This window comes from Microbacterium sp. NPDC089190 (genome assembly GCF_040701795.1).
GTDB lineage: Bacteria > Actinomycetota > Actinomycetes > Actinomycetales > Microbacteriaceae > Microbacterium > Microbacterium galbum.
This window is the reverse complement of record NZ_JBFBHF010000001.1, coordinates 367,670-393,671: the sequence shown is the minus strand read 5'-3', so window position 1 is coordinate 393,671 and position 26,002 is coordinate 367,670. Positions and strand designations below refer to the sequence as shown.

Genomic DNA, 26,002 nt, shown 5'->3' with positions numbered 1-26,002 from the left:
CCGTGCCGGAGGGCGACAGCGTCTATCGCCTCCGTCAGCGGTTGGATGCCGCGACGACCGGCGCCCGTGTGGCCGATGGGGAGGTGCGCTCCGGCAATGCCGCCGGTCTCTCCCTCGCCGGCCGCACGATCGTCGGCTACGACACGCACGGAAAACACCTGCTCACGCGCTTCGATGAGGGCGACACGCTGCATACGCACCTGCGCATGCAGGGATCGTGGACCATCACGCGAGCCGGCAGATCCCTTCCGACCGCGGTCCGGGAGAAGGCCCGCGTGCGCCTGCGACTCGACGACGGGCGGGAGGTGTGGGGACTGGATCTGCCGGTCGTCGAGCTCGTGCCGACCGCGCGCGAACGCGACGTCGTGGGGTTCCTCGGTCCCGATCCGCTCCGCGCGGACTGGGATGCCGCGGAGGCCGTGCGCCGGCTGACCGAACGCCCCGATCGCCCGTTCGTGGCAGCGCTCCTCGACCAGCGTCGGGTGGCGGGGCTCGGCAACCTCTGGGTGAACGAGCTCGCCTTCCTGCGCGGCATCCACCCCTTCGCGCCGATCGGTGCGACCGATCTGGACGCCCTCGTGACGCTCGCGGCTCGATGCCTTCGCGTGTCGGCGACGGTCCCGGGGATGTACCAGGTCACCACGGGGGATCGTCGTCGGGGCGCCTCGCACTGGGTGGTCGGCCGCGCGGGGCGTCCGTGCCTGCGCTGCGGAACGCGCGTCCGCGTGCGCGACGAGGTGGCGAACGACCCGGAGCAGCGCCGCACGTGGTGGTGCCCGCGGTGTCAGCCGATGCCGGCGAACGTCGATGTCGGAACCCCGGAGTAGAACGGAACGATGGCCGTCGAACGGGAGAACCTTCTGCGCGTCACGCGCATCTACGCGGAGGACGCCGCGCTCGAACTCGAGCGCGGACGGGAGATCGTCGCGCGCTGGCCCGACGCCGACATCGTTCCGGTCGCCTCGCACTGGCAGATCCCCGAGGTTCACGGCGATGAGACCAACGTCGCCCGCTGGGTGCGCATCAAGACCGAAGCGCTCGTCTTGGGCGTGAAGAAGAGCGTCACCACGCGCGTGAACGGCCGCTCGGCGGACTTCATCGCGCCGTCGCTGTCGAACGGCTGCGCGATGGCGTGCTCCTACTGCTACGTTCCGCGCCGCAAGGGCTACAGCAACCCCATCACGGTGTTCGCGAACATCGACCAGATCACGCGTCACCTCGCGCGCCACGTCGCGGCCCGGGGGCCCAAGACCGAGCCGAACCAGTGCGACCCCGACGCCTGGGTGTACGACATCGGCGAGAACGGCGACTGCTCCGTCGACGCGCTCCTCAGCGAGAACGTCCGCGACGTGTGCGATCTGTTCCGCATGACGCCGACCGCGAAGGCGTCGTTCGCGACGAAGTTCGTCAACCGCGATCTGCTCGAGTGGGATCCCGCGGGCCGCACACGCATCCGCTTCTCGCTCATGCCGGCGGGCACGGCGCGCGTCACCGATCTGCGCACCTCGCCGATGGCGGAGCGCATCGCCGCGATCAACGACTTCGTCGATGCCGGGTACGAGGTGCATGTCAACTTCTCGCCGGTCATCCTCACCCCGACGTGGCTCGCCGACTGGGAAGAGCTCTTCGAGCAGCTCGACGCGGCACTGCATGCGCGGGCCAAGGCCCAGCTGGCCTGCGAGGTCATCTTCCTCACGCACAACGAGGGCCTGCACGAGGTGAACCTCGGCTGGCACCCCAAGGGGGAGGAGCTGCTGTGGACACCCGCCGCGCAAGAGGAGAAGCGCTCGCAGAACGGCGCGGTCAACGTCCGCTATCGGCATCCCCTCAAGGCGCAGAGTGTTGCGGCTCTCACCGATCTCATCGCCCGGAAGCTTCCGTACTGCCGGGTGCGCTACGCCTTCTGACGCGCAGACGCAGCAGCCGGCGCGCTCCCGTCGGGAGCCGCGCCGGCCGTCCAGGCGGTCTCAGCCGATGTCGCCGGTGGGGGAGTCGCTCGTGGTCGCGGCCTCGTCGGCGTCGCGCTGCGCGGCCGCACCCTCCTCGGGCGACTCGCTGCCAGCGCCGTTCGACTGCTCGTCGGGAGCGGCGCCGGAGTCTCCGCTTCCGGGGTGTCCGTTGTCGATCGTCATGGGGTCTCCATCCGTTGGTGAAGCGCCGACGGTGTCACGTCCGAACCGTGACGTCCAGGGGGTCGACGGCGATCAGAGGGGAGTGACGCCGTAGCGAGCGGCGAACTCGGCGCTCGCCGCGTCCTCGAAGTCGTCGGCGTCGTCGCGCAGCTCGACATCGTTCACGTCGTTCACAGGTACGGCGCCAGGGCGCCCGCGGTGAGGGCGAAGGCGAGGGCGGTGCCTCCGACGGCGGTTGCCGCAACGACCGAAACGCGCTCGGCGCGCCGGCGACGCGACACGTTGGCGGGGTGCATCGTCGAGCGCAGCGACGCCTTCGCGGCATCGAGGCTGTCGTAGCGGCCGATGGGGATGCCGTGCGCGTCGCGCGACACGAACCCGCCGGCGACCGCGTCGACGCAGCCGTCGTATTCGCCGCCGCGGTGGGCGACCCAGAAGCCGGTGTCGACCTTCGCCCACAGCACCCGGGCAGGGGCGAGCGTCGGCACGACGGGAAGAGTGGGAGCGCTCATGTCAGGCGGCGACCGAGAGCGAACGGCGGCGGGTCGCAGCGGGGGTGCGCGCGGGTGCCACACGGGTCGGGTGAGCCTCGGGGATCTCGACCCGCAGGTCGACGACGAGTCCCGCCGAGGAGTTCGCCATCTCGGCCATGCTCTTCAGCGTCGTCGCGTCGAGGGTCTCGGGCTCCGCCGAATCGAACACGAATCGCAGGGGGATGGCCGGCTGCAGCCAGAGGGTGGAGCGGCCGGGGGTGCCGTCGACGTGCGTCCAGCTCAGGGTGAAGCTCTCGCTGCGGCGAAGCTTGGTCGTGGTCACGACCTTGAGGTGCGAGAGGAGACGGTCCGGGATGCGGATCGGTTCGGTCGACGTGCCGTAGAACAAGTGGCCCATGGGAACTCCCTTCGTGAGCGATTAGCTGTGTGTAGAACATACTCGCTTAGTAACTAGTTTGTCTAACTATTATTAACGAGGTATAGTCGGCGGACGAGCGGGGAGGAGTGTGTCATGACCGACGTCGAAACCACGTCCCGCGGACTCACGAGCACGGGACCCACCGAAGAGGTCACCTACTGGTACGGCGACGAGCCGACCGATCGCCGACGCCGGAGCAAAGCCGTCCTCGAAGCGCTGCGCATCTACCGGGCGGCCGAGGTCGCCATGCGACGCCGCACCCGCGACTCCATGGCGATGGGGGAGAACGAGCTCCTCGTCCTGCGCTATCTGCTCCGGGACCCCACTCGGCGGGTGCGCCCGGGGGAACTGACCCGGTACCTCGGGCTCTCGACCGCGTCGACCACGGCGATCCTGGACCGCCTGGAGCGGTCGGGCCACATCACGCGTGCGGCGAACCCCGAGGATCGTCGCAGCATCTTCATCCAGGCCACCCCGCGCGCCGACGAGGAGGTGCGACAGACCCTCGGCAACATGCACGACCGCATGCTCGCGGCCGTGATCGACATGTCGCCCGAGGAGTCCGCGGCCGTCGTCGCCTTCCTGCACCGCATGAGCGACGCCGTCGACGGAGTGGCGGTCGACAAGCGGGCGGTCGATTCCCCGTGATCTACGTGCTCGTCGGCGGACCGCGCGACGGACAGCACGTGGATGACCTTCCTCGCGGTTACCGCCTCTCTCTGACCGATCCTCAGCCGGAACCGTTCGCCGAGTTCGACACCGTTCGCGCGGTCTGGTTCGAACTCGACGAGTCGATGTTCCGTTCGGCGCAACGCCGCGACTGACGCGTATCCCACGCGCGCGGCCGGGGCAACCCGCCCCACCCTTGCCGGGTGGGACCGCAGAGTGGGGGCATGCGATGCGTGACCTATGCCGGCGAAACCGTGACGACCACCGACGACGTGGCCGCGTCACTCGTGGAGCTGACCGCGGCAGTGGCGAAAGAGGGGCAGGCCGAGGCGGTCAGCATCCCCATCGTCACCGGCGACAAGAAGGTCGCCCAGGCGGAGCTGGTGATCGGCGTGGGCAATGATGTGCTGTCCGCGCCCGTCGACTGGCATGACGAGGAACCGGACTTCGCTCACGCGGCCGCCGAGTTGAAGAACCACCGCCTGTTCCCGCGTCCGCACCTGCGGGCGGTCGAGCCCACGTCCGACGTGGATGACGACGAGCCCATCGACTGGGACTTCGACCAGCCCACGCAGGCCTGATCGCCACCAAAGAGGGCCCACGAGCCGGTCGATCGAAGGACGGCGGATGCCGCCGAGCCGGCGATCGTGCTGCACACGTTGCACCGGATCGTCGCCCTGGACGGCGACGGCACCGGATGCCACGATCCCGACCGTGCGATTGTGGCATCCGCCGTTCACCGTCGGGAAATAGTCCTCAGGGATGATGTGCGACGACCGGCCGTCGGTGAGGCTGGAGGAGTGCTCGCAGCCGCGCGAGCCGGACGCTTCCCCCCGGAGTGGAGATCATGTCGCCCGACCAGCTGCGAATCGCCCCGACGACCGACGCCCCCGACGGTCGAGAACGTCAGCGCCGGAGTATCCGTCATGCGCAGGCGCAGCTCGCCGCCTTCGTGCGCAGCTCAGCCGACGACGTCGCCGAGGCCGCCCATGCCGCCGAAGCGGCGCTGCGCAGCGCATTGTCGTCGGGGGCGGGAGTGGAACGCGTGTCGGCGGAGCTGGAGGTCAGTCCTCGCGCTCTGCGAGCGATCGCCGATGGATCGGTGCCGTTGCGCAGCCTCCACCCCGACGACCGCCTGCGCTTCGCCTGAGCCTGCGCGCCGGTCGAGCCGTTCGGCTCGGGCCGGTCCGCGGAGGCCGGTCCTGTCAGGCCAGGCGCTCGGGACGGTACTTGTCGTCGCTGAAGCCGATGACGAGATATCCGATGACGTAGAAGATCACCAGCAGGAGCAGCGAGAACAGCCACCCGTGGCCGAATGCCCGGCCCACGCGGATGTGCACGATCACGTGGAAGACGAGGTTCACGATCGGCACGAGGTAGAGCAGGGTCAACCACCCCGAGAAGCCGGCGATGCGCACCGTGACGACGAGGTTGACGATCGGGATGATCGCGAGCCACCCGGCGTGCCCGGCTTTGGCGAAGACGCGCCACAGCGCGACCACCATGAGGACGTAGATCGCGAGGGCGATCAGGGAGTTCGTGGCGCTCAGCGCGAAGATCGACGTCTGGTCGGTGATAGACGAGGGCGAGGAGGTCAGCATGCGCTCATCGTAGGGGTTCTCCCAGCCGACGCTCAGGTTGGCCGCCCGCACGGCACGCCATGGTCGGGCGGGTTTACGCTCTCAACGAGGAGGCGGCCGAATGGGCGAGCGCAAGTTCGAGTGGGGCGGGCTGAGCGCCGACCGCGCCGATTACGTCACGGCCGCCGAGGCGCTCGCGATGCTGGAGGTCCTCGTCGTGGCCCAGGCCGATCTCGACGTCGCCACCGAGCTGCGCGACGGCGCCGCATGGGCCCGCTTCTCGCGCGGGCCGCGGTGGGCGCTCGTATCGACCCCCGGCTCGCGGTGGTTCTCGGTCGAGACCGACACGGGTCACCGCATGCAGCTCGTCGACGCGTCGTCGTCGAAGGACCAGAGCGCGCAGTTGCTCGCCGTCTACGTGGACGTGGCGGAGGCCTACGTGCGCTCCGACGTCGCCCCCGTGCCCGGTCGAGGGCTGGGCGGGTCGGTCGTCACCGTCGATGTCGACGGGCGCGAGGTGCTGCTTCACCTTCCGATCTCCCGACGGGTCCGGGGGATGTTCCGGCACTAGGCCGACGCGCCACCCCGGTCAACCCGGTGCGCCGGGCCGGGGCGGGTTGCGACGCTGGTGATCTCGACGAAGGGAACACCATGAGCGACCCGCAGCACACCCCGGCCGACGACGCGTCCGACCTCGGAGACGACCCCACGGTCAAGCCGAGCCAGGAGAACGACGTCGACGAGGCATCGAAGGCACCGTCCGCCGACGACCCGAACGCCGATCACCAGGCGAGCGGCATCGGCGTCATCGGCGACGAGTGATCGGGATGCCACGGATCGGCGTCGTGCTCCGCGTCGTCGGTCCGTGGCCGTGCCCGCGGAGCCGTGCCTGCAGCGACGCCCGGCCGTCGGGACCGCCGCCGGTGCGGTGATAGCCTGGACCGGTCCGCCTCCGTAGCTCAGGGGATAGAGCGTTGGTTTCCGGTACCAACGTTCATGCCTGTACTATGGCGGAAACACGCGGAAAAACCAACATCGGGTCGTCCACAAAGGTGCCCGATGTGATTTCCCTCCGTAGCTCAGTGGATAGAGCACCGGTTTCCGGTACCGGGTTTTGCGCAGGTTCGACTCCTGTCGGGGGGACTCATGCGGTCGCTGCCGCGAGCTTTGCAGCTCGCGCGGCGGCCCGCTGTGCTGACCGCTTGGCGACGAATGCCGCGTTAGGCCTCTCGCCGCGCGCCACTGCCTCGTGGTACGCCCGCCGAGCGTAAGCGCGCTTGCACTCGACACAGACGTTCTTCACGTGCCCGTTCTTGCGGACTTGGACACGGACGTTCTCCGGCGTTTGTGGGTGCTTGTTGACGCAGTAGATCAACCCATCCGATCCTGTGCGCTCACGATCCTTGCGCAGCCGCGCACGGCGATTGTTCTCGGCTTGGGTGACGGGCTCGAGGTGGTCTGGGTTCACGCAAGCCGTCTGGAAGCACAGGTGATCGATAGTCAATCCCGCGGGAACGGGCCGGCCATTCGCCTGCTCCCACGCTTTTCGATGGGCGAGCATCGATCTGCCACTGCCATCTCCCACGGCGGTGGATCCGTAGCCTCGTGACTGTATGGCGCCGGTCCAGAGGATGCAGGGGGTGAGGGGGACGCGGGGACGGTTAGACTGCATGACAGCCGCTCCAATCGGTTAGGTCGATTGGCTACCGGTCAGGCCCCAGGTTGAGTGTTGACGCACTCCCTGGGGCTGTTTCAGTTGTGATGCCGGTAGCTGTTATCTGTACCGATCACAGTCTACCGCGCAAAGGTGCGCTTATGCCTTCGAATCTGCCCGAGGGCACACACAGAAACGCCCCGGCGACCATCACGGTCAGCCGGGGCGTTCTGCTGGGTGTCTTCCTAGGGACGGTTACACCGTACCGTAGGCGTTCACCCAACTGAGGTGTCTTGGCAGCGGTTCGATCTTAAGAGCCGCGCGCGCATTTCCAGAAGAACTGTGGGGCGGTGTTGTAGATCACCAGCGTTGCGGTCATTGATTCGAACAGGCACACGGGGCACATCTTGCCCGTTGGCAAAATGCGCCCGTACTGCACATGCACAGTGAACACACTCTCACGCATGCGGCTGAATCTTTCGTCGTCGGAGGATGCGATTTTCTCGACCACACGCGCCAACATTTCCGTCGCGGAAAGTGACGCTAACTGAACGACCATAGCGTCGTCCCCCGGTCTCCACTGTTGTGACAATATGTCCGCTTGCCAGAACGTCCCCGCATTCAAGATCGATTGCCCGGACCGCCTCAAGCTCGGAGGGTGCGGCCCCCAAACCAACCATCACGTCCAGCCCGCTTCCGTCAGCTCGGCTCGGTGAGCGATTGCCGCTCGCGCAGCAACCTCGATCGCCCGCCATTCCTGCTCGGTGACGAAAATCCCGAGCGCAATGTCTCCCTGAGTGAAGCTCACGAACAAATCGCCCATGTGCTGGCTCATCGCTGAGTCGATGTACACCTCAGTCGGGCGAGGGCGACCGTCGCTCCATTGCCATGCGGCGCTTACTTCATTCGGATCAAATCTGGGTGACGCGGCGCTCACCAGCGGCCCTCCCGTTTGTCTTCGATGGCTATCCGCATCCACTCCTCCCACGCCGCCTGATACTCCGGTGTCCCGCCTTTGCCCTCGTCTATGAGGCGGTTCACGTTGTCCCACGCTTCCTGCCTGGTCACGGGCGGACCTCCCGTGCAGCTTCGAGCACCCGTCGAGCGTCCGCGCGCCAGATGTCCGCGCGCGGCGGCGCGCCGTGCTCGACGAGCGCGAACGATGCGTGCGCCATCACGCCACCTCTCCGTCTTCGCCGTGCTGCGGACAGTCCACGCTTGGCCCTTCACGAAGATATTCGAGAGGGGCTGGGACTGTGATCGCCAATCTCTGGTCGCTGTCAATATCGTCGGCAATGGACCGCAACAGTGTCGCCAGCGAGTGAGGATTTCCTCGCGTCTTTGCCGAATAGTTGCCAGCACTGTCAATCAGCACGCCCGCATGATCATCAAGCAAGTACGCGCCACCGCGGCGGGCGTAAACGGCAGGTGTTTCGGTAGGTGTTTCGGTAGACTGCATGGCAGCCCTCCAATCGGTTTGGTCGATTTGGTGGGTGGCCCGGGTTGAGTGATTGACGCACTCCCCGGGCCATTCCTGTATCTGTACCGATCAGCCTACCCGTGATCCACACTGATCACAACGGTGGGGCGGGCTCACCAGCGGCGACTACTGGTGTCGACTACTGGTGCGCTGCGTCATCCGTTCCCCCACTTGCGCACAGCGGCTTAACCCCTCCACTGCTCCCAGGGTCCGGGCGCACAATGTCGGAACTCGCCTGTACAGTCTCGAACAAACATTCGAACCAAGTGGGGGACCCGATGACCAACACTGCCGTTGACCACATGACACTCACGCAACTCTGCGCGCACGCCAAAGAAGCCGACATGACACCGGCCGACTACTACAGAGCCGCTACTTCTTGACCGTGGCCTTCGCCGCTGCGTCGAGGACCTTATCGACAGCGACGTCGAGAGCCTCGGCCAGCCGGCGAAGGTCACTCATCCGCACATCCACCGTCCCGTAGAAAATGCGGGACACGTTCGCTCGAGACACGCCCGACATCTCCGCGAGGTCGTCGAACGTCAGCCCGATCTTCTCCTTGCGGGCCTTGAGCGCGTCACCGATCGCTTTCGCGTAAGCCTTCTCGGCGTCGGTCATCTGTGCCTTATCCATACTGAGCATCGTACGCGGAATGACCCATGTGGGTTGTGCTCGGTACGGAGCACATGTACTGTGCTCAACATGGATCAGACCACCGACCCGGTGACCGCCGCAGTCAGAGCAGCAATCGAGGAATCCTTCCCCTCGATCCGCCAGGCCGCCGCCGCCTCCGGCATCCCCTACACCACCCTCGACCGCCGCCTCCGCAACGGAGACTGGACCCTCGCGGAACTGCGCAGACTCTCCGCAGCCACCGACAAGAACCTCATCGAGGCCGCAAAATGAGCGCCCCCACGGGCCGCGGCTTCACCAGACAAGCCGCCGCAGAACACTGCGGAGTGTCCTTCGACAAGATCAAGCGCGCAATCCGCGCCAACGAACTCCCCGCGTACCGCAACGGACGCGACATCATCCTCCGAGAATCCGACCTCGACGCCTGGATGAACACCTGGGAGGTGGCGTGATGACCACCACTACCGACCACGTCACGGTTCGAGCGATCACAGCCGGCATCCGTGAGCTCGGCCACTACATCGAAGACCACCCCACGTTCGGTGACGGGATGAACGTTGATGGTGGCCCTCGAGTCGCCATCCGCCTCAACAGTGAGGGGGAGGTTCACGCGTTCGCTGACCACTTCCACGTCGAAACCACGAAGGCCCCGGTTGATGGGGGCTGGTACATGGTGGCGACGGCGCATCTTGAGGGTGTTGCTGTGGCGGCGTGGGCACGCACTGACAACGAGGTGACCGTATGAGCGAGTTCACCGCATCGAACGGCATGATCGTCTCGCGCGACTCGGATGGCGATTTGCGGCTCCTCTCCCAGTACCGTCGCAACACTCTCGACCAGGCGCCGTTCCTGGATGGGGATGATATCGACGCTTTGCGTGAGTTCTTCCAGGCGGAGAATGACGCACGCCTCGGACGGTGGCGCTGGCCCGAGAACCCGGGCTACGTCGTCTACCCGCGTTTGAACCACGTTGCCGTCGTGCACGAGGAATCCGGGAACGCGCTCCAAGCCACTCGGGACCAAGCCGACATCAACACGGGACTGTGCCGAGCCGCCCGCGCCTACTTCGATGCTCACCCGGAGCCGAAGCCGTGGCACGACGCAAAGCCCGGTGAGGTGTGGGAGCTCACCGTCGAGGGTGCGACGCGCACCTACGCGTCGATCGCGTCCGAGGGTCAGAACGACGTCTACGTCCGGTTCTTCCCAACCCACGAGGTGCACGCCGTGACCGTAGGCACCAAGGCGCCTGTTATCTCGGCCGGCCGTCGCATCTTCCCGGAGGTGTCGTCATGAAGGGGCTGGTCCGGTGGGCCGCTCTCATGGTCTTCATCGTCGTCGCCGCTCAGTGGTGGGAGGGTTCCCGGTCGTGGGAACTCGTGACCATCGGTGCCATCGCCGCTCTGGCCGTGTGCTGGGCGTGCGGAGGATTCGACAAGAGCGTCTGGTTTGGAACGCCGGACGTGGATGCGGAGTGTGTTCGCGTCGACGCTGAACTGGACGCCTTGGACGCATCCGTTCCGATCGGGTTCGAGGTTCGTTCGTGACTGGTGTCGTGTATCCCACCGCCGACATGGACCGTATCCGCATCGACTACGGCTACCAGCAGCAGGCCCGCGAAGACCTGTTGTGGAAGCAGCGTGGTCACACGTTCGGTCTTGGCACGCAACTCAAGCAGGGGCACCGGGTCGCGTTCTGGCAGGCCATCGAGTGGGTACTGAACCTGCAACACAGCATCGACGACCTCACCCAAGGGCAACTCCTCGCCGAACTGCGAAAAGGCACCGGTTCGATCTACGCACCCGTCATGGCCGACAAGATCCCCGCCGACTGCCCCAGATGCAACCGCCTCGTCAACATCGACGCCGAGGGCCTGTGCCCGGAATGCGCGTACGAATTTCAGGAGACCGACTGATATGACGATCATTCAGGGCATGTCCGACGAGGACTACCACGCCAGATCCGAGCTCTCGAGCACGGGTGCTCGGGCACTGCTTCCCGAGTTCGGTGGGTCGCCGGCCAAGTTCCAGTGGAATCTCACCCACCCGAGAACAACTAAGTCTTACGACATCGGGCACGCTGTCCACGCCCGCGTCCTCGGCACCGGACTGCAGGCCGTCGCGTACCCGGAAGAACTACTTGCCGCGAACGGTGCAGCATCCACGAAAGCCGCTAAGGACTGGGCAGCCGAGCAACGAGACGCCGGGTTCGTGCCCATGAAAGCCGTCGAAGTGAACGTGGTCCGCAAGATCACGGACGCCGTACTTGCGAACGAGGAAGCGCGACGCATCCTCGAGCAGCCGCATCGGGAAACTTCCGCCTTCGCGTCCAGCCCCGAAGGTGTTGACGTGCGTGCACGGTTCGACATTTACGGCGAGACCGAAGCGGCCGACCTCAAGACAACGACGGACGCGTCACCTCGCGGGTTCCTGCGTCACGTCGTCGAGTACGGCTACTTCGTCCAGGAGGCGTGGTATCGCGACGTGCACAAGTTCGCGACCGGGCGCGCGCTCGAACGGTTCCGGTTCATCGCCGTCGAAACCAGCGGCCCCTATCAAGTCGCCGTGCACACCCTCGACGACCTGTTCGTCGCCATCGGGGCGGATCTCGCCCGCATCGCCCGCGAAACGTACGCCACCTGCCGAACATCCGGCATCTGGCCTGGCATCACCGGGGAAATCCTCGGACCCCCCAACTGGATGCTCTACCAACACGAACAGGAGATCAGCGTCTAATGGACATCGGATCAACGCTGACACCAAACAGTCAGCAGGTGAACGCAGAAGACCTCATCGCAGGCCCGAGAACCGTCACCATCACCGCCGTCGAAGGTGGCACGCAAGAACAGCCAGTTTTCATCTCGACAGCCGAATTCGAGGGCCGCACGTACCGCCCTGGAAAGTCGATGAGGCGCGTCTTGGCGGCGATGTGGGGCACCGAGAGCGCCAACTACGTGGGTCGCCGGTTGACGATCTACAACGACCCGTCTATCCGCTTCGGCAAGGAGCTGACGGGCGGCATCCGCATCAGCCACGCATCACACATCGACAAGCCCATCACCGTCTCGCTCACGGTCACGCGCGGTCGCAGGTCACCGTTCACCGTCGAACCGCTCAAGGCTGACCCGCTCGTGGAACTCCTGCAGTCCGCCGACACTCTCGACGCTTTGAAAGCCGCGTGGGAACAGGTGGCACGACAGGGCAAGTCGAACATGCCCGAACTCATCCAGGTAAAGAACGCACGGAAAGCCGAACTGACCGCGGTACCGGGGGTGTCGGCATGACGTTTATCGAGTCCGCTCATGCTGCGGCAAAGACCGAACTCACTCTCCTAGACCAGGGCGTGACTCCCGGATGTGACACCACTGAGGCACTCCGCGATCTGGCCGACGCAGTTCAGTCGCTGGATTGGCGTGTGTTGGGTGGTGTCATCCCCGGCCCCATCCCCGCCGAATGGGCCCGTCAAGGTGACACCATCCGCGACAACGGCGTCACCGGCACCATCACCCGCATCGTCAACACCGGGCGCATGGTGCACCTGTACATCAACTCCGGGCACGTCTGCTTCGCGAAAGTCACCCGACACGACTGGGTACGCGTCATCAGCGCCGGAGAAACGCAATGACGACCGTGGGTGAGAACCGGCGCCGCTACTCGATCGAGGTTGAACGGCAACCGTCCCGCTACTTCGAACCCCGCGCATACCGGGAATGGTGCGCGAGGGCCGACGCATGGGCAGCCGAAAACCCAGCCCACACATGAGATGGGCCGACGCGTGCGCCAACACGCCCCGGCCCCACCCACAGAACAGAAACCCCTACCAAAAGGAAACCAACCATGAGCGCTGCTCACCCTACCGAGCAACCCCAAAGATGGACACTCACCTTCGACTGGACCAGCCCACCCCTCACCGCCAACCAACGCCTCCACTGGCGGAAGAAAGCTGAAATCACCCGCAAGGTGCGAGCCGCAGCAGAGAAGGCTGCACGGGACATCCCGTTCCTCGACAAGATCCGCGTCGGCATGACGTGGGTTGTTCGAACGCAGCACCGCCGAGACGTCGACAACACCGTCCCAACCCTCAAGGCCCTCTGCGATGGGCTCGTCGACGCCGACATCGTCCCCGACGACGTGCCCGCCTTCATGGCCAAGACGATGCCGGAGATCCGGTACGCACCGAACGAAACGCCCCGCATCGAATTGTGGATCGAGGCGATCGCATGAGCGGCCCGATCCTGCTCGACCTCTACTGCTGCCAAGGCGGCGCATCCCGCGGCTACGCCGACGCAGGATGGTCACCCGTGGGCGTGGACATCGACCCACAGCCTCGATACCCCTTCCCCTTCCACCAGGGCGACGCAGTTCGAACGATGGAAGTCCTTGTGCGTGGTGAGGCACTGCCCTTCACCAACCCGGACGGTTCCGTCGTTCACCTCTGCCTCGGCGATATGAAGGCGGTGCACGCCTCCCCGCCCTGCCAGTCGTTCCTCAATCTCGGCGCCGTCAACCGAGCTCTGGGCCGCGACTACAGCTATCCAAACCTCATCGGCCCCACACGAGAGTTTCTGATTGAGGCAGGCCTGCCGTACGTCATCGAGAACGTAGAGGACGCCAAGGCTCACCTCGTCGACCCGGTGCGCATCTGTGGCACGGGCCTCGACCGACCGATTCGCCGGCACCGTCTATTCGAGTCGAACTTTCAGATGGCTGGCATCCCCTGCGCACACGGTCGATTCCTTGAGCCGAAGTACTGGACGGGATGGCGACCGAACGGGGAGAAGCGCCTGTCGACGGTTGTGCAGGTCTACGGCAACGCCGGCGGGCAGCACGAGTGGCCCGCAGCAATGGGCATCGACTGGATGGACAGGCACGGTTTCGTCGAGGCAATCCCGCCGGCATACACGGAACACGTCGGCCGACAGATGCTTGCCCATCTCGAGGCGGTGGCCGCATGAGTACCACCACGGCCACGGTCCTCCGCTGCGACCACACCGGATGCCGCGCAACCATCGCCCAAGAACCCCGCGAAACCCTCCTCGAACTCCGCATCCGCGTCAACAGGGTCAACGGGTGGCGATGCACACCCTCACTCGCACAGGGCGGCCACACGGACTACTGCGCGGTGCACGCATGATCGCCTACCAGGACGAGTTCATCACGCTCGTGCACGGCAAGTACCAGGACTACGCGTCATCCGTGATCGGTGATCAGCGGGTGGACGCGATCGTGACCGACCCTCCATACGGTGAGACGTCGCTTATCTGGGACCGGTGGGTGGATGGTTGGCTAGCCGACGCTGCGGAGATCACCGACTCGCTGTGGTGCTGGGGGTCGTTCCGCATGTTCCAGGAGCACGCCGCGGAATTTGCCGCTCACTGGAAGCTGTCGCAGGACTTCGTGTGGGAGAAGCACAACGGTTCCGGCTTCCATGCCGACCGGTTCAAGCGTGTTCATGAACTCGCCGCACACTGGTACCGCGGGGACTGGGCGGGCATACACCATGTCGTGCCAACCACCGCCGATGCAGCCCCGCGGACGGTACGCCGTAAGACGCGGCCCACGCACACCGGGCACATCGAAGAATCCGCCTACGTGTCTGAGGACGGCGGCCCCCGGCTTATGCGCTCGGTGCAGTACGCCCGATCTGAGCACGGTCGGGCGATCCACCCGACGCAGAAGCCCCTAGGCGTACTCACCCCACTGATCGAGTACAGCGTTCCTGCCGGCGGACTGGTCGTTGACCTTTTCTCCGGGTCTGGGTCCGTCGCCCTCGCCGCGAGGCAGTCGGGGCGGCGGTGCATAGCTTTCGAGGTTAGCGGCGACTACATCGGGCGATCAGTCGAGCGCCTATCGCGCCGAGAGCTGTTCGAGGGGGTCCACGGATGATCTGGGCGCCCGATACACAACCGCGCGACCAACCCCGCGAACCGTGCAAACCCTCGTGCTGTTGGGTGCCGTACGCCTGGTGCGGGCGGGACGAGAAATGCAACTGCCACCGGAGAGAAGGGAGACGCTGATGCCGTACTTCCCCGTAGACGACAACATGTCGTTCCACCCGAAGGTGCTCGCTGCTGGCAACGAGGCAGTGGGTATGTGGACGCGGTGTGGTGCACTGGCGAAGAAGTACACCACGGGCGGTTTCGTTTCGAACGAAACGGTCGACGCGGTCGGCAACAAGAGACTCGCCACACGCCTCGTCAACGCTGGCCTATGGGTTGCCGTAGAGGGTGGGTTTCAGTATCACGACTGGACTCAGCAGGCCGGTAACGATGATGCGGCAAAGGAGAAGGAGCGGGCTGCTCAGGCCCGTCACCGTAACGCTGAGCGTCAGCGTGAGTGGCGGGAGCGTGACAAGGCCCGTAACGCCGGCCGTAACGGCGTTAGTAAGGCAACGGTCACAGGTGGCCCCAGTCCCAGTCCCAGTCCCATTACTGGTGACGTTTCAAAAGTCCCCTCTAGTTCCGTAACGCGAGGGCAGGACGAGACGAATGAAAGCCCTGCAAGATCCGTCCTCGCGGGGCTGCGGATTGACCCGGAGCGGCTCGTCAAGCACATCAACGAGCACACCGGCCGCACCGTCACAATCACCGGGGCAATGCAGATCGCACTCGACCGACTCGACCGCGGAGCGAACGTCGAGAAACCGCAGGCGTACGTCCTCGGCTCGGTGAAGAACTCGTGGCAAGAAGTGCAGCAGTTCATCGACCAGAACGGACTCAGCGCATGAAGGTCACAGTGGACATGGACCCGCGCGACGTGTGGCGCATCCAGCAGCTCGCCGAAGCGCAGCACGTCACCCCGGGCGAAATCCTCCGGTCCGAGCTTGCTGCTCGACGGGATGGTCTCGAGTTCCGCAACCGTGTCCGAGCCCGCGTCATCGCCGGCATGTGCGACGCGGACATCGCCGCCGAACTGAACCGAACCCCGGGAGCCATCGCAAACGTGCGTCGCGACATGGGCCTACCCGCAAACCCCCGATACCCCAAAACCCCTACCAAGGAGACCAAATGAGTACCCCGATCGCCATTCGTGGCAACATCACCAGCCCTGTGGAGATTCGTTTCACGCAGGGCGGTAAGGCAGTCGGAAACGTCACCGTCGCCGTCAACCGCGGCAAGGACGACAACAAGCAGACCGACTTCCACCGCGTAACCCTGTGGGAGTCGCTCGCGGAGAACGCGGCACAGCTCGAAAAGGGCACATCGGTTTTGGTCATCGGCCGGCTTGAGTCTCGCGACTATCAGACGCAGGAGGGCCAGAAGCGCACGGCGTGGGAGATCACCGCGGACGCGTTCGGACCCGACCTGAGATTCCAGACGGCTCAGGTGACGCGTGCAGCGTCGAACGGGAGCAAACGCAACACGGCACAGGACGGGTCGTGGTCGGCCCCGCAGGCACCCGCACAGGACGCGTTCGGGGGTGGCAACTATGGCGACGACAGCCCGTTTTGAAGGTCGCGTCCGCTGCTCATTCGAGTTTGCTCCTGGCGTTCGTTGCCAGATGATTGCGGGGCACGATGAGCCGTACTATCCGTACCTCGACCGTGGGCAATTCGGGTACTACAGCGACATCTTGTCCAAGGGATCTGCTCACCAGGTTTTTGCTCCCGCCCCTGATTTGCCTGATCGCGAGACGTGGACAGGTAACGAGCGACGCGACTCTGTCGAGTCGTGGCCGGTCTTTCAGGCTTCCGACTGGGAAACGAAGCGATGACTGCGCGTTCTGAGTTGCGTTCGTGCCCGCGTTGTGGTGTGCAACGTGAAGCACGGAAAGCATCCGTGCTGTGCAAGTCGTGCCGTGACGTGTTGACGTCACACGAACGGAAGAAGTGGGCCCGATGAGTCGTGAGCGTGACTGTGTTCGCGGGTGTGTGACGTTCGAGGTGGGGGAAGACGGGAAACGCCAACCCCTCCACTACGCCGCCTGCACCAACCCGGAGACGTGTGGGGGGTGTGTGCCTCGGGAATGCCGCGAAGGATCCCTCATCTGCGACCAATGCTTCGGGAAAGCACGCGCACTCCTCAGCGACGCACCCGACCTCCTTGGCCGTCTCCGATCCGAAGCCGACGCCGGTAAATCCGGGTGGAACTGGGACAGTGGCCCCGTCGTCAGATCCACGGCTGTCCACGCAAACGGACCTATCGGAGACGACCTCCTCGACGCGATCACCGCCGTCGAATACGGCATGTGGTTCTACGCGGCCGGCATCGAAACCCTCGCAAACAACGCAGCCGCCATGTCCCAACTCGGGCCCCTCCTCCTCGACATCCACAAACCGGATGAGGACGGGGTGCGTGAAGCGTGGTCAATGTTGGACGCGTTGAAACGGTGGGGGCTCGAGCGGCGGGGTACGCACCGGCATGTGTTCCCGGGTAAGTTGCCGAATGCACCGTTGGGGTCGTACGCGAAGTTCGACGAGGAAGAACAGGGCGAACCGGTAGGGGAGTGGTTTGACCCGATTCTTTCAGTCGCTCAAGTCGCCGAAAGAACGAAAGTCGGTGAGCGCGACATCCGCCGATGGATCACAAAGGGACTCATCACGCCGGTAGCTCGCATTCGTGAAGGAAGCGCGGTTAGGACTTACCTGCGCGCTTCGGAAGCCGACCGTGTAGCGGCCGATTGGATTCGGCAGAAAGTCGAGTGAGATTGGTATCGGGTGTTTGCCGATGGATGTGTTAGGCTGACGCCTAGGACATAACGTGTAGGAAGCCCCGGAACCCAGCAATGGGCCGGGGCTTTCTCCGTTAACCGAACATCCCACCTCGTGTGGGATCTCGTCTCGCATGCCGCACGCTGTCATCTGACGCACGAGCGGCGCACCCCGAGCCCCCATTGTGCGGGCTGGTTGAGCGCACCACCTTCTGCATGTGGAGCCGTAGCCGTGCGTGCGAGACGCAGACGTGAAAGGTCGGGGCGCCCGGGTGATTAGCAACCCCGGGCACCCCAACCTCAAACACCGACGCACAAACACGCCCCGGGACCCGCGGGCGTCAAACGCGCAAGCCGGTACGGCCGCGGTGCGCACAACCAACTGAATATGGCCCAGACGGCTCACCGCGAACGGACATAAGTCAGTGGACATCAGCAAGCTCAAAACCCCCACCCGCGGACCCGTCCGCAACCGATCCATCTACGACGACTGGATCGCCACGCTTTCCACCGTCGAACAGGACGCGGTTCTCGAAGCCGTGAAGGACCCCCGCTGGGGACACGTCGCCCTCCTCAAGGAACTCGTGTCCGAAGGAGCACCCGACATCTCGTCATCCTCCTTCCAAGCGTGGCGGCACAAGAAGGGACTCACCCGGTGAGCCTCCTCCACAAGCTCAACCCCGCTGTACGAAACCGCATCCTAATCCTCGACGTCGAGCGAGTATCCGGCATCACACAGCAAGCCTGGTGGGACCGCAAAGACCTGCAAAAGCGGTACATCCACCACGAAACCGTCATCCGCGAACCCCGCACCACCATCGTCTGCGCCAAATGGTACGAAGACGACGAAGTCATGCGATTCGCCGAATGGGACCGCGGCGGCCGAGGAACCTTCCTCAAGCGCATCCACACGCTCATGGCATCCGCCGACATCATCGTCGGACACAACGTCGACAACGCCGACATCCCCTGGCTCCTCGGCGACCTCTACATCCCCCGCATCGGGCACAAACACAAGCCGAACCTGCCGCCGCTGCCGCCGTTCAAGACCATCGACACGCTCAAGGTCATGCGGCGTGAGTTCAAGTCCGGCGCCCCGTTCAAGGGCCTCGACGCGCTCTGCCAGATCCTCGGCATCCCAGCCAAGACCGACGCATACGACCGCGCCGCAATGGACCGCGCAGTAGCCGGCTCCGTCGAAGACCGGGAACGCCTCACCGAATACTGCGCCGGAGACGTCATCGCCACACAAGGGCTACTCGACGCACTCCGACCGCACATCAAGAACCACCCGCACCTGTTCGTCGACGGCAAGGACAAGCTCACGTCCTGCAACCGCTGCGGACACGAAACCGAACCGACCGGACGCCGCTACATCGCAAACGTCCTGTCCTACTCCATGCGCAAGTGCGTGAGTTGCGGCGGATACACCCGCATCAGCATCGAACCCGAACGCATGTCCGTAGTTCGAGGAGTGTGACCATGCTCGACGATCGCGTCGAAAGACTCCTGGCTAAGGCAGAGCAGGCAACTGACCGCAACGACCTCGATCAGGCCGAGACATACCGGGTCTTGGCCGGACACGCTGCGTACCTCAGCCGCAGGGAAGCCCGCGACCTCAACCGCACATTTGCATTCCGAACGGGAGCTTTTGATGAATGACATCCTCAGCAGCAAGGTCTGCATGTGCAAAACGGTCATGCGCCGCACCAAGTCCGGCTACTCCATCTGCGACAACTGCGACACCTGCCAGGACGTCGAACGCACCATGGACAATGGCCGCCCCGGCAAGCGTCGCATCACCCCCGAAGACCGCCGATTCAACGTCGGCTGGGAAGCGCGCAAGCGCACCATCTACGGGGTCTAACCATGGACCGGGAAACGTTCGGTGTTGAGCGAGTTCTCGAGCCGCGCCGCCGGGTGGACTGGGTCGAACCAGCCGCAGAAGGCGAATGGTGCCTCACCGCCGAGCACAAGGTGGGTGACGATGACTGACGCCATGGGCGAAATCCCTTCCGAGATGGAACAGGCGCGACGGATGGCTCGAGCGTCAATAGAGGCAGAACGCTCTCAGCCTGCATGGATTCAAGACGCGCGCCGCAGAGCATTACTCAGATGGCTTGATGACGAGTGACGATCGTCGCATTCCTCACCGGCACACTCACCGGAGCCACCGCGATCATCTTCGGACGACGCGCGTGGCCCCGATTCCTATGGTGGCTGTTCTCCCGAGGAGACACATGACCTACCAATGCACCGAATGCGGCACCACCTACAACTCCCCACTCGCAGCCAACCACTGCTGCACAGACGATGGGGACACCGTCATCCGAGGAAGCGACTAAATGCGGATCCTCGAACGCATCCGCTGGTGGTGGCGTCAACTCACCCAACCCAAAGCCCGCTAACCAGGCGGTAGAATAAAGACGGCCCCGGAGAGTGCGCTAACACTCAATCCGGGACCTGACCGAATCACCTTGGCTTAGAAGGAGATCGGCTGTGACTCAGTCTATCTGCACCGTGGACGGCTGCGAACGCGGCATCAAAAACAAGATCCACGGTCTCTGCGGCCCGCACTACAAGCGGTACTGGCGGACCGGGGATGTTCAGGCCGACGTCCCCATCTTGGCGCCACGCCGCCGCCCTCAACCTGTCACAGACTACGAAGACGGCACGCGCGACTGTCAAATCTGCGAACGCCGCCTCCCGCTTGACAAGTTTCACAATGACGCCAAGGCGCCAGCAGGTAAGCGCAAAGAATGCAAGGCATGCCGCACCTCTCGGGAAGTTGTGCGGTACCACGCCGATGCTCAAAACGTCCGAGTGAGGATGGCGCGTTACCGTCAGGAAAATCTTGAGAAAGTGCGCGCCGCAGACAACGCGCGCTACGAACGCGACAAAGACAAGCGCATTGCACTTGCGATAGCCAACACCCACGTCCGGCGAGCACGCCTTGCAAACAACGGCTACGAGCCAGGTATCACAGTGTCCGCACTTCGAAAGAGGGACGGTGACCGTTGCTACTACTGCGCGTGCGAGATGGTCTTCAAATCATTCCCCAAGGGCGAGCGGCACGACAACCAAGCCACGCTTGAGCACATGACGCCCATCAGCAGAGGCGGATCCCACACCTGGGACAACTGCGTCTTATCCTGCTGGCGCTGCAACATCACAAAGGGAACGCGGCTCGACTTCTGGCAACTCACGACATAGGAGTTTGCGACTCACCCCAAGGGGGACTGGTAGGAGGACAGAGGTCATGACCTCATCCCGCACGGGCCTAACGCCACACCTCAACTTCAGGCGGAACGTTCTGGCGCGGGACAAGCACAACGGCATCACGAACTGCCCCGACTGCGGCGTCACTCTCGACTACGACGTATCACGCCAACCGAACAGTGCTGAGCCCGACCACATCATCCCCATCGCTCGAGGTGGCACCAACGCCACCAGCAACGGCCGTACCATCTGCCGCCGCTGCAACCAACGCCGCGGCTCCAAACCCATCAGAACGACCGAAACGGCACGACCCACAGGCAAGGTCGAGGCGTCACCCATCTGGTAGGTGGGGGGCACCCCCGACCGACCGCGCACGTTCGCTCCCTCGGCATTGCGAGATCTCTCCCCGTACCCCCCTCCCCCCCTAGGCGGTGAAGAACATGGCAAAGGGTTTGCGAGCGGTCGGTGAGGACGAGCGGCCGGCGGACGACTGGAAGACGATGAGCATCCAGGAGGCGGTCCTCACCGGCGACGTGCTGTTGATGCTCCGGGTGCAACGGCGTGAGACGGCGGATTCGTTCGCGAAGGCGGGGGACAACACGCGCCCTCAGTTGAACAACGAGCTGAACAAGCTGCATGGGCTGATCGCGGCGGAGGAGGCGCTTCGCGCGCTGGCTGCCGAGGAGGAGCGTCGTGGCGAAGGCTCTGGTTCTCGACGAACGTTCAAAGCGACCGCTATCTGAGGTTGCCCGCTTCGTCGTCGCCCCGACTGGGATCGTGGACTCGACGTGGTTCGACCTCGAGGAACGCTACGACGAGTGGGGCATTCGGTTTGATACCTGGCAGGACGGCGCCGGTCAGCTTCTGCTCGGCACTCGAGCTGACGGGCGCTACGCGGCCACTGTAGGCGGTTCCACCTTCTCGATAGCTAGGCAGGTGGCCAAGACTTTTCTTGTCAGTCGTGCCACGTTCGGTTTGTGCGCGTACGAGGATGACCAGACATGGCTGTGGACTGCTCACCGCGTCCGCACGGCCACGCAGACGTTCCAGAAGCTCGCGGGATTCGCGCAGAGCAAGCGTGTGCGTCCTTACATGGCCCCTGGTGCGACGAACGGGATCCGCTCGACCAACGGCGAGCAGGAGATCAGGTTCCGGAATGGGTCTCGGATCCTTTTCGGTGCTCGTGAGGCCGGGTTTGGCCGTGGCTTCGACGAGGTCGACGGCGAGGTCTTCGACGAAGGCCAGATCCTCACGGAGAAGGCGCTCGAGGACATGATCCCGGCCATGAATCAGTCCCGGAACCCACGCGGCGCGTTGGCGATCTTCATGGGCACGCCGCCGCGGCCTGTCGATCCCGGTGATGTGATGAAGGCGCGGCGTCGGAAAGCGCTTGGTTCCGATCGTCGGGAGTTTGAGGTCGTTACGCGCGGTGATGCGCTCTACATTGAGTTTTCCGCGGATCAGAATGTGGGTCGGCCGGGTGGCCCGTCACTGGATGACCCGGAGCAGATCAAGCTTGCGAATCCGTCTTACCCGCATCGCACGCCGCCTGAGTCGGTGGCTCGTATGCGGGAGAACTTGGCTTCGGATGAGGCATGGCGTCGTGAGGCGCTGGGCGTGTGGGATTCGGACGAGTCCGGCACGCGCGCTATTTCGACTGCGTCGTGGGATGCCACGGCCGTAGAGCGGGCTCCGGGTTCGGATAGCCGCTCGTACGGGGTGGCGTTTTCTGCAGACGGTGATCGCATCGCTGTGGGCGGCGCGGTGCAGCACGAGGCCGGCGAACACGTCGAGCTCATCGACGCGGTCGATGGTGACGTCGAATCGGCTATTTCAAACCTTGCCGACTGGTTTGTGGCTGTCGGTCCGACCGGTGAACCGCGGTGGAAAGCTGCCGACTCGATCGTTTTCTCTGGTGGGTCGGGAGCTCTTGTGCTGCGTCAGTTGCTGGTTGAGCGGGGTGTTTCGCACCGCAGTATCCGTGTTGCGACGACTCCGCAGTACCTGACCGCATGCGGGATGTTCGATGAGGGCGTTCGGGCTCGCACTGTGACCCATCTTGCTTCGGAGGGTCAGGGCCGGCTGGATGCTTCCGTTGCTGTGACGGATAAGGACAAGCGTGGCGGTTGGTCTGCCAGCACCGCTGATGGGGATGAGACGCCGTTGGAAGCGGTGAGTGTCGCGCTGTGGGCGTCGAGGACGAGCAAGAAGAAACGGTCGCACGCGGCTGTGTTCCGTTGAGAGGGGTGTCCTTGTGGCGTTGAGCAAGAAGGATGCGCTGGAAGCCGTCCGCACGGTGCTTGAGAATCAGCGGACGCAGGAGCTTCCGCGTCTTCAGCGGATCGCTAACGCTCTGGATGTGAACCCGGATCGTTCGTTCGTTCCGACGGTCCAGATCCCGGAGGATGCGCCCCCGCTGATGAAGGCGTTGGCTGCAGAGTCAGAGACGAACTATTTACCGCTGCTGGTGAAGACGTTCTCGCAGGTGATGAAGGTTGACGGTTACGAGTCGCAGTCCGCTGCGGATGCTGTTGAGCCGTGGGATTGGTGGCAACGCAACCGGATGGACTCGCGGCAGACAGGTCTGACTCGCTCAGCGATTTCGTTTGGCGCCGCGTATGCGACAGTCCTTCCCGGTGAGTACGGGCGTGGCCTCAAGGGTCCGTCGATCTCGTTGTACTCCGCACGGAAGATGACTGGCCTGTACCAGGACCCCGAGGCGGACGAGTGGCCCATGCTCTCCGTCGCGGTTGACGAATCCTCACGCGGTTTGCAGACCCTCACGCTCTTCGACGACGAGATGGTCTACCGCTTCGGCGTGGAAGACCGTGTCCCGTCGTTGATGTCGGACATCTGGTCTGTCCCGTACGGTTCCCGGTCGCTGGTGTTCATCGAGGCTTCCTCACACGGGCTCGCTGTTCCGCCTGTGGTTCGGTACCGCGACCGCAACCTCCTAGCCGGGGAAGAGCAGTTCGGCGTTGTGGAGCCGCTGCTGCGGATTCAGGAGCGCATCAACGAGACCACATTCGAGATGCTGGTGGCACAGTATTTCCAGGCGTTCAAGCAGCGTTACGTTCTCGGGTGGGTGCCGAAGGATCAGCAGGAGGAGCTCAGGGCTGGGGCCGCGCGCATCTGGTACCTCGATGAAGACCCTGCCGATGTGAAGATCGAGGAGTTGCCGGGCGGTTCTCCTGAGCCGTACATCAAGACGCGTGAGTCTGCGCTGCGCGATTTCGCTGCGATCGGGCAGGTTCCGGTGCAGACCCTCGGCATTGATGGCATTTCGAACATCTCGGATGCCACGTTGGCTGGCCTCGAGGCGGCTAAGAACCGTGAGGGCGGGGAGATCATGACTTCCCTTGGGGAGTCTCATGAACAACTGCTCCGTCTCTGCGCGCTCGTGGACGGCAACACGGTCGCTGCGGATGATTACGGTTCCGAGGTTCGCTGGCGCAACTTTGAGGCGCGTTCGTTTGCCCAGACCGTGGATGGTCTGGGGAAGCTCGCAACCATGCTGGGCATCCCGGCCGATGCGCTGCTCGAGGACGTTCCCGGCTTCACCGGGCAACGCCTCGAGCGCGTGAAGACGGCGATGCAGCAGCAGGGTGCCACTTCTCGGGTTCAGGCGTTGGTTGAGGCGGCACGGGGGTTGCGTAATGGTGACGCAGGCTCGGGTGGAGGAGTTCCGGCAAGCAACGGCGGCACTGTCTGAGCTGACACAGCAGCAGATCCTTGAGGTGCTATCCGCCTTCGGGGAAGGGTCTAACCCACTGCGAGTTAGGGACGTCCTGTTGAGGTACTTTCCGGACTTCATGACCGCCTATGGCGATACTGCGGCTGTCCTGGCGGCGGATTTCTACGATTCTGCGCGGCAGGTGCCGGGGAGCGCTTCGGGTGCTGTGACCACGGTGTTCGCGCAGCCAGCGAAGACGAAACAGTCCGAGGGTGTCATCCGTTGGGCTGTCGAAGCGCTCGTCGGTGAGACACGCGATTGGGAGGGCTTCCAATCGCGTGTACTGGGGGCTGCTCAGCGTCTGCTCCTGCAGCCGGCTCGGCAGACGGTCGATTCTCTTGCGCAGGTGGATGCCCGCTCCGGGAAGGTCGCTGCGGTGTCTTGGTCGCGCAAGCTCAGCCCCGAGCGGGCCAAGTCGGGCAAGTCGTGCAACTTCTGCAAGATGCTCGCGGGTCGCGGCCCGGTGTACCGATCCGCTTCGGCCGCTGGCGCCGTCATTGGCCGAGGTGTGGACCCGTCGATAGCTCTAGACGAGTCGGGCAACAGGCGAGCTGGCTATGTCGGCGGCGTAGGTGGAGGAACGAAAACGCGCGGCGTAGCGGAGCTCGCTTCCGACTACCACGACAACTGCCACTGCGTCCCCGTGCCGACCTTCTACACGCGAGAGACACGCGAATTCTCGGTGCGCGGATACCCCCGCACCGAAAGCGTTCTGGTGCCCATCTCGTGACACAGACCTCCGATCCCGCAACGGGTATCGGTCCTTCCGAAACGGAGAAAACTCATGTCCGACGCCCCTGAGACCGCAACGGTCGACGAGAGCATCAACCCCACCGTCGAACCTGCCGCTGAAGCGCCCAAACCGACCGAAACGGTCGATTTCTGGAAGCAGAAGGCTCGAGAGCAGGAAGCACGCGCCAAGTCCAACGCTGAGGCCGCAAAGCGGCTGCAGGAGTTTGAGGATGCGCAGAAGACGGAGTCGCAGCGTCTTGCTGACGCCGCCGCAGCGGCTAAGCGTGAAGCCGATGAGGCACGCGCGGAGGCCGTGCGGTACCGAGTCGCCGCCACGCACGGGGTTGGCGAGGACTACTTCGACCTTCTCGGGTCGGGCGATGAAGAGAAGGTGACCGCACGCGCGGAACGCCTCGCGCCGCTGCTTGCGGCCGCTTCTGAACTCGCGCAGGTGAAGGCCGAACTCGAATCCCTTCGAGCGGGAAAGCCTGCGCCATCGCAGATCCGCCCGGTAACCGCCCTCAAGCCGGGCGCCACGCCGGACGGCAACGCCTCCGAAGGTGACCTCATCTACTCGTCCCTCTTTGGGGCGAACTAAACCAGAAAGTGAGAA

Annotated in this window: 45 protein-coding genes and 1 tRNA gene; 36 read left to right on the top strand and 10 right to left on the bottom strand. The window is 64.5% G+C overall.

Going from position 1 to position 26,002, the window contains the following annotated elements; translation table 11 throughout:
• Positions 1–2: 2 nt before the first annotated feature.
• Complete coding sequence (locus AB0230_RS02085; protein WP_366373720.1) at positions 3–827, top strand: DNA-formamidopyrimidine glycosylase family protein; 825 nt, start codon at positions 3–5, stop codon at positions 825–827.
• Between the two features lie 9 nt (positions 828–836).
• The gene (locus AB0230_RS02080; RefSeq protein ID WP_315993209.1) at positions 837–1,907 is read left to right on the top strand and encodes a spore photoproduct lyase family protein; all 1,071 of its coding nucleotides are present in this window, start codon (positions 837–839) and stop codon (positions 1,905–1,907) included.
• A gap of 60 nt (positions 1,908–1,967) precedes the next feature.
• Here AB0230_RS02080 and AB0230_RS02075 read toward each other — a convergent pair whose 3' ends face one another.
• The 3 genes from AB0230_RS02075 to AB0230_RS02065 form a co-directional block, all read right to left on the bottom strand.
• Positions 1,968–2,132: a hypothetical protein gene (locus AB0230_RS02075; RefSeq protein ID WP_315993208.1), complete on the bottom strand. Its 165-nt coding sequence runs from the start codon at positions 2,130–2,132 to the stop codon at positions 1,968–1,970.
• Between the two features lie 170 nt (positions 2,133–2,302).
• Positions 2,303–2,644, bottom strand: a complete 342-nt coding sequence (locus AB0230_RS02070; RefSeq protein WP_315993207.1) for a hypothetical protein — start codon at positions 2,642–2,644, stop codon at positions 2,303–2,305.
• Between the two features lies 1 nt (position 2,645).
• On the bottom strand, positions 2,646–3,023 hold the full coding sequence (locus tag AB0230_RS02065) for a hypothetical protein (RefSeq protein WP_366373717.1): 378 nt from the start codon (positions 3,021–3,023) through the stop codon (positions 2,646–2,648).
• A 114-nt stretch (positions 3,024–3,137) separates the two neighbouring features.
• Here AB0230_RS02065 and AB0230_RS02060 point away from each other — a divergent pair, with 114 nt between their 5' ends.
• From AB0230_RS02060 to AB0230_RS02045, 4 genes are all read left to right on the top strand, one after another.
• Complete coding sequence (locus AB0230_RS02060) at positions 3,138–3,692, top strand: MarR family transcriptional regulator (RefSeq protein WP_315993205.1); 555 nt, start codon at positions 3,138–3,140, stop codon at positions 3,690–3,692.
• 38 nt (positions 3,693–3,730) lie between these two features.
• Complete coding sequence (locus tag AB0230_RS02055; RefSeq protein ID WP_315993204.1) at positions 3,731–3,868, top strand: hypothetical protein; 138 nt, start codon at positions 3,731–3,733, stop codon at positions 3,866–3,868.
• Positions 3,869–3,937: 69 nt separating this feature from the next.
• On the top strand, positions 3,938–4,294 hold the full coding sequence (locus AB0230_RS02050) for a hypothetical protein (RefSeq protein WP_315993203.1): 357 nt from the start codon (positions 3,938–3,940) through the stop codon (positions 4,292–4,294).
• Between the two features lie 266 nt (positions 4,295–4,560).
• The gene (locus tag AB0230_RS02045; protein ID WP_363392806.1) at positions 4,561–4,863 is read left to right on the top strand and encodes a hypothetical protein; all 303 of its coding nucleotides are present in this window, start codon (positions 4,561–4,563) and stop codon (positions 4,861–4,863) included.
• A 55-nt stretch (positions 4,864–4,918) separates the two neighbouring features.
• Here the strand turns inward: AB0230_RS02045 and AB0230_RS02040 are convergent, their stop codons facing one another.
• The gene (locus AB0230_RS02040) at positions 4,919–5,314 is read right to left on the bottom strand and encodes a DUF5684 domain-containing protein (protein WP_366373714.1); all 396 of its coding nucleotides are present in this window, start codon (positions 5,312–5,314) and stop codon (positions 4,919–4,921) included.
• Between the two features lie 100 nt (positions 5,315–5,414).
• Between AB0230_RS02040 and AB0230_RS02035 the strand changes: the two genes are divergently transcribed.
• The 3 genes from AB0230_RS02035 to AB0230_RS02025 all read left to right on the top strand — a co-directional run bounded on the left by AB0230_RS02035 (position 5,415) and on the right by AB0230_RS02025 (position 6,436).
• Positions 5,415–5,864 carry a hypothetical protein gene (locus tag AB0230_RS02035; RefSeq protein WP_363392800.1) on the top strand — a complete coding sequence of 150 codons (450 nt, stop codon included), beginning with the start codon at positions 5,415–5,417 and terminating at the stop codon, positions 5,862–5,864.
• A gap of 80 nt (positions 5,865–5,944) precedes the next feature.
• Complete coding sequence (locus AB0230_RS02030) at positions 5,945–6,115, top strand: hypothetical protein (protein WP_315993199.1); 171 nt, start codon at positions 5,945–5,947, stop codon at positions 6,113–6,115.
• 246 nt (positions 6,116–6,361) lie between these two features.
• Positions 6,362–6,436, top strand: a tRNA-Arg gene (locus AB0230_RS02025).
• Between the two features lies 1 nt (position 6,437).
• On the opposite strand, the gene AB0230_RS02020 is transcribed toward AB0230_RS02025, so the two are convergent.
• The 6 genes from AB0230_RS02020 to AB0230_RS01995 form a co-directional block, all read right to left on the bottom strand.
• A complete protein-coding gene (locus tag AB0230_RS02020; protein WP_366373712.1) occupies positions 6,438–6,854 on the bottom strand; it encodes an HNH endonuclease signature motif containing protein in 417 nt (138 codons plus the stop codon).
• 403 nt (positions 6,855–7,257) lie between these two features.
• Positions 7,258–7,506: a hypothetical protein gene (locus tag AB0230_RS02015; protein ID WP_366373710.1), complete on the bottom strand. Its 249-nt coding sequence runs from the start codon at positions 7,504–7,506 to the stop codon at positions 7,258–7,260.
• 120 nt (positions 7,507–7,626) lie between these two features.
• Positions 7,627–7,782, bottom strand: coding sequence for a hypothetical protein (locus AB0230_RS02010; protein ID WP_366373708.1), 156 nt, complete (start codon positions 7,780–7,782; stop codon positions 7,627–7,629).
• Between the two features lie 98 nt (positions 7,783–7,880).
• The gene (locus AB0230_RS02005) at positions 7,881–8,015 is read right to left on the bottom strand and encodes a hypothetical protein (RefSeq protein ID WP_366373706.1); all 135 of its coding nucleotides are present in this window, start codon (positions 8,013–8,015) and stop codon (positions 7,881–7,883) included.
• Between the two features lie 106 nt (positions 8,016–8,121).
• Positions 8,122–8,406, bottom strand: coding sequence for a hypothetical protein (locus AB0230_RS02000; RefSeq protein WP_366373704.1), 285 nt, complete (start codon positions 8,404–8,406; stop codon positions 8,122–8,124).
• Positions 8,407–8,799: 393 nt separating this feature from the next.
• On the bottom strand, positions 8,800–9,045 hold the full coding sequence (locus tag AB0230_RS01995; protein WP_366373703.1) for a helix-turn-helix transcriptional regulator: 246 nt from the start codon (positions 9,043–9,045) through the stop codon (positions 8,800–8,802).
• A gap of 84 nt (positions 9,046–9,129) precedes the next feature.
• On the opposite strand from AB0230_RS01995, the gene AB0230_RS01990 reads away from it, so the two are divergent.
• The 27 genes from AB0230_RS01990 (at position 9,130) to AB0230_RS01860 (ending at position 25,987) form a co-directional block, all read left to right on the top strand.
• Positions 9,130–9,333, top strand: coding sequence for a helix-turn-helix domain-containing protein (locus tag AB0230_RS01990; protein WP_366373701.1), 204 nt, complete (start codon positions 9,130–9,132; stop codon positions 9,331–9,333).
• On the top strand, positions 9,330–9,512 hold the full coding sequence (locus AB0230_RS01985) for a helix-turn-helix domain-containing protein (RefSeq protein WP_366373699.1): 183 nt from the start codon (positions 9,330–9,332) through the stop codon (positions 9,510–9,512). The genes AB0230_RS01990 and AB0230_RS01985 overlap by 4 nt, the downstream gene beginning before the upstream one ends.
• Positions 9,512–9,805: a hypothetical protein gene (locus tag AB0230_RS01980; RefSeq protein ID WP_366373697.1), complete on the top strand. Its 294-nt coding sequence runs from the start codon at positions 9,512–9,514 to the stop codon at positions 9,803–9,805. The genes AB0230_RS01985 and AB0230_RS01980 overlap by 1 nt, the downstream gene beginning before the upstream one ends.
• Positions 9,802–10,353 carry a hypothetical protein gene (locus AB0230_RS01975; RefSeq protein WP_366373695.1) on the top strand — a complete coding sequence of 184 codons (552 nt, stop codon included), beginning with the start codon at positions 9,802–9,804 and terminating at the stop codon, positions 10,351–10,353. The genes AB0230_RS01980 and AB0230_RS01975 overlap by 4 nt, the downstream gene beginning before the upstream one ends.
• Positions 10,350–10,604 carry a hypothetical protein gene (locus tag AB0230_RS01970; protein ID WP_366373693.1) on the top strand — a complete coding sequence of 85 codons (255 nt, stop codon included), beginning with the start codon at positions 10,350–10,352 and terminating at the stop codon, positions 10,602–10,604. Before AB0230_RS01975 ends, AB0230_RS01970 begins: the two co-directional genes overlap by 4 nt.
• The gene (locus AB0230_RS01965) at positions 10,601–10,972 is read left to right on the top strand and encodes a hypothetical protein (RefSeq protein ID WP_366373691.1); all 372 of its coding nucleotides are present in this window, start codon (positions 10,601–10,603) and stop codon (positions 10,970–10,972) included. Before AB0230_RS01970 ends, AB0230_RS01965 begins: the two co-directional genes overlap by 4 nt.
• 19 nt (positions 10,973–10,991) lie before the next feature.
• A complete protein-coding gene (locus AB0230_RS01960; RefSeq protein WP_366373689.1) occupies positions 10,992–11,792 on the top strand; it encodes a PD-(D/E)XK nuclease-like domain-containing protein in 801 nt (266 codons plus the stop codon).
• 38 nt (positions 11,793–11,830) lie between these two features.
• Positions 11,831–12,340, top strand: coding sequence for a hypothetical protein (locus AB0230_RS01955; RefSeq protein ID WP_366373687.1), 510 nt, complete (start codon positions 11,831–11,833; stop codon positions 12,338–12,340).
• On the top strand, positions 12,337–12,681 hold the full coding sequence (locus AB0230_RS01950) for a hypothetical protein (protein ID WP_366373685.1): 345 nt from the start codon (positions 12,337–12,339) through the stop codon (positions 12,679–12,681). The genes AB0230_RS01955 and AB0230_RS01950 overlap by 4 nt, the downstream gene beginning before the upstream one ends.
• 212 nt (positions 12,682–12,893) lie before the next feature.
• Positions 12,894–13,280, top strand: a complete 387-nt coding sequence (locus tag AB0230_RS01945; protein WP_366373683.1) for a hypothetical protein — start codon at positions 12,894–12,896, stop codon at positions 13,278–13,280.
• On the top strand, positions 13,277–14,011 hold the full coding sequence (locus AB0230_RS01940) for a hypothetical protein (protein ID WP_366373681.1): 735 nt from the start codon (positions 13,277–13,279) through the stop codon (positions 14,009–14,011). The genes AB0230_RS01945 and AB0230_RS01940 overlap by 4 nt, the downstream gene beginning before the upstream one ends.
• Positions 14,012–14,186: 175 nt before the next feature.
• Positions 14,187–14,942, top strand: coding sequence for a site-specific DNA-methyltransferase (locus AB0230_RS01935; protein WP_366373679.1), 756 nt, complete (start codon positions 14,187–14,189; stop codon positions 14,940–14,942).
• 130 nt (positions 14,943–15,072) lie between these two features.
• A complete protein-coding gene (locus AB0230_RS01930) occupies positions 15,073–15,783 on the top strand; it encodes a hypothetical protein (protein ID WP_366373677.1) in 711 nt (236 codons plus the stop codon).
• Positions 15,780–16,067 carry a hypothetical protein gene (locus AB0230_RS01925; protein WP_366373675.1) on the top strand — a complete coding sequence of 96 codons (288 nt, stop codon included), beginning with the start codon at positions 15,780–15,782 and terminating at the stop codon, positions 16,065–16,067. Before AB0230_RS01930 ends, AB0230_RS01925 begins: the two co-directional genes overlap by 4 nt.
• Complete coding sequence (gene ssb, locus AB0230_RS01920) at positions 16,064–16,507, top strand: single-stranded DNA-binding protein (RefSeq protein WP_366373673.1); 444 nt, start codon at positions 16,064–16,066, stop codon at positions 16,505–16,507. Before AB0230_RS01925 ends, ssb begins: the two co-directional genes overlap by 4 nt.
• Before the next feature lie 386 nt (positions 16,508–16,893).
• On the top strand, positions 16,894–17,700 hold the full coding sequence (locus AB0230_RS01915) for a helix-turn-helix domain-containing protein (RefSeq protein WP_366373671.1): 807 nt from the start codon (positions 16,894–16,896) through the stop codon (positions 17,698–17,700).
• A gap of 430 nt (positions 17,701–18,130) precedes the next feature.
• Complete coding sequence (locus AB0230_RS01910) at positions 18,131–18,364, top strand: hypothetical protein (protein ID WP_366373669.1); 234 nt, start codon at positions 18,131–18,133, stop codon at positions 18,362–18,364.
• The gene (locus AB0230_RS01905; protein WP_366373667.1) at positions 18,361–19,185 is read left to right on the top strand and encodes a hypothetical protein; all 825 of its coding nucleotides are present in this window, start codon (positions 18,361–18,363) and stop codon (positions 19,183–19,185) included. Before AB0230_RS01910 ends, AB0230_RS01905 begins: the two co-directional genes overlap by 4 nt.
• 2 nt (positions 19,186–19,187) lie before the next feature.
• On the top strand, positions 19,188–19,367 hold the full coding sequence (locus AB0230_RS01900) for a hypothetical protein (protein WP_366373665.1): 180 nt from the start codon (positions 19,188–19,190) through the stop codon (positions 19,365–19,367).
• On the top strand, positions 19,360–19,572 hold the full coding sequence (locus AB0230_RS01895) for a hypothetical protein (RefSeq protein WP_366373663.1): 213 nt from the start codon (positions 19,360–19,362) through the stop codon (positions 19,570–19,572). Before AB0230_RS01900 ends, AB0230_RS01895 begins: the two co-directional genes overlap by 8 nt.
• 632 nt (positions 19,573–20,204) lie before the next feature.
• A complete protein-coding gene (locus tag AB0230_RS01890; protein WP_366373661.1) occupies positions 20,205–20,918 on the top strand; it encodes an HNH endonuclease in 714 nt (237 codons plus the stop codon).
• A 46-nt stretch (positions 20,919–20,964) separates the two neighbouring features.
• Positions 20,965–21,270, top strand: coding sequence for an HNH endonuclease (locus AB0230_RS01885; protein WP_366373659.1), 306 nt, complete (start codon positions 20,965–20,967; stop codon positions 21,268–21,270).
• 94 nt (positions 21,271–21,364) lie between these two features.
• On the top strand, positions 21,365–21,667 hold the full coding sequence (locus AB0230_RS01880; protein WP_366373657.1) for a hypothetical protein: 303 nt from the start codon (positions 21,365–21,367) through the stop codon (positions 21,665–21,667).
• Entirely contained in the window at positions 21,618–23,165 is a 1,548-nt protein-coding gene (locus AB0230_RS01875; protein ID WP_366373655.1) for a hypothetical protein, read from the top strand. The genes AB0230_RS01880 and AB0230_RS01875 overlap by 50 nt, the downstream gene beginning before the upstream one ends.
• Positions 23,166–23,178: 13 nt before the next feature.
• A complete protein-coding gene (locus tag AB0230_RS01870) occupies positions 23,179–24,636 on the top strand; it encodes a phage portal protein (protein WP_366373653.1) in 1,458 nt (485 codons plus the stop codon).
• Between the two features lie 100 nt (positions 24,637–24,736).
• The gene (locus tag AB0230_RS01865; RefSeq protein ID WP_366373651.1) at positions 24,737–25,387 is read left to right on the top strand and encodes a hypothetical protein; all 651 of its coding nucleotides are present in this window, start codon (positions 24,737–24,739) and stop codon (positions 25,385–25,387) included.
• 54 nt (positions 25,388–25,441) lie between these two features.
• A complete protein-coding gene (locus tag AB0230_RS01860; RefSeq protein WP_366373649.1) occupies positions 25,442–25,987 on the top strand; it encodes a hypothetical protein in 546 nt (181 codons plus the stop codon).
• Positions 25,988–26,002 lie beyond the last annotated feature (15 nt).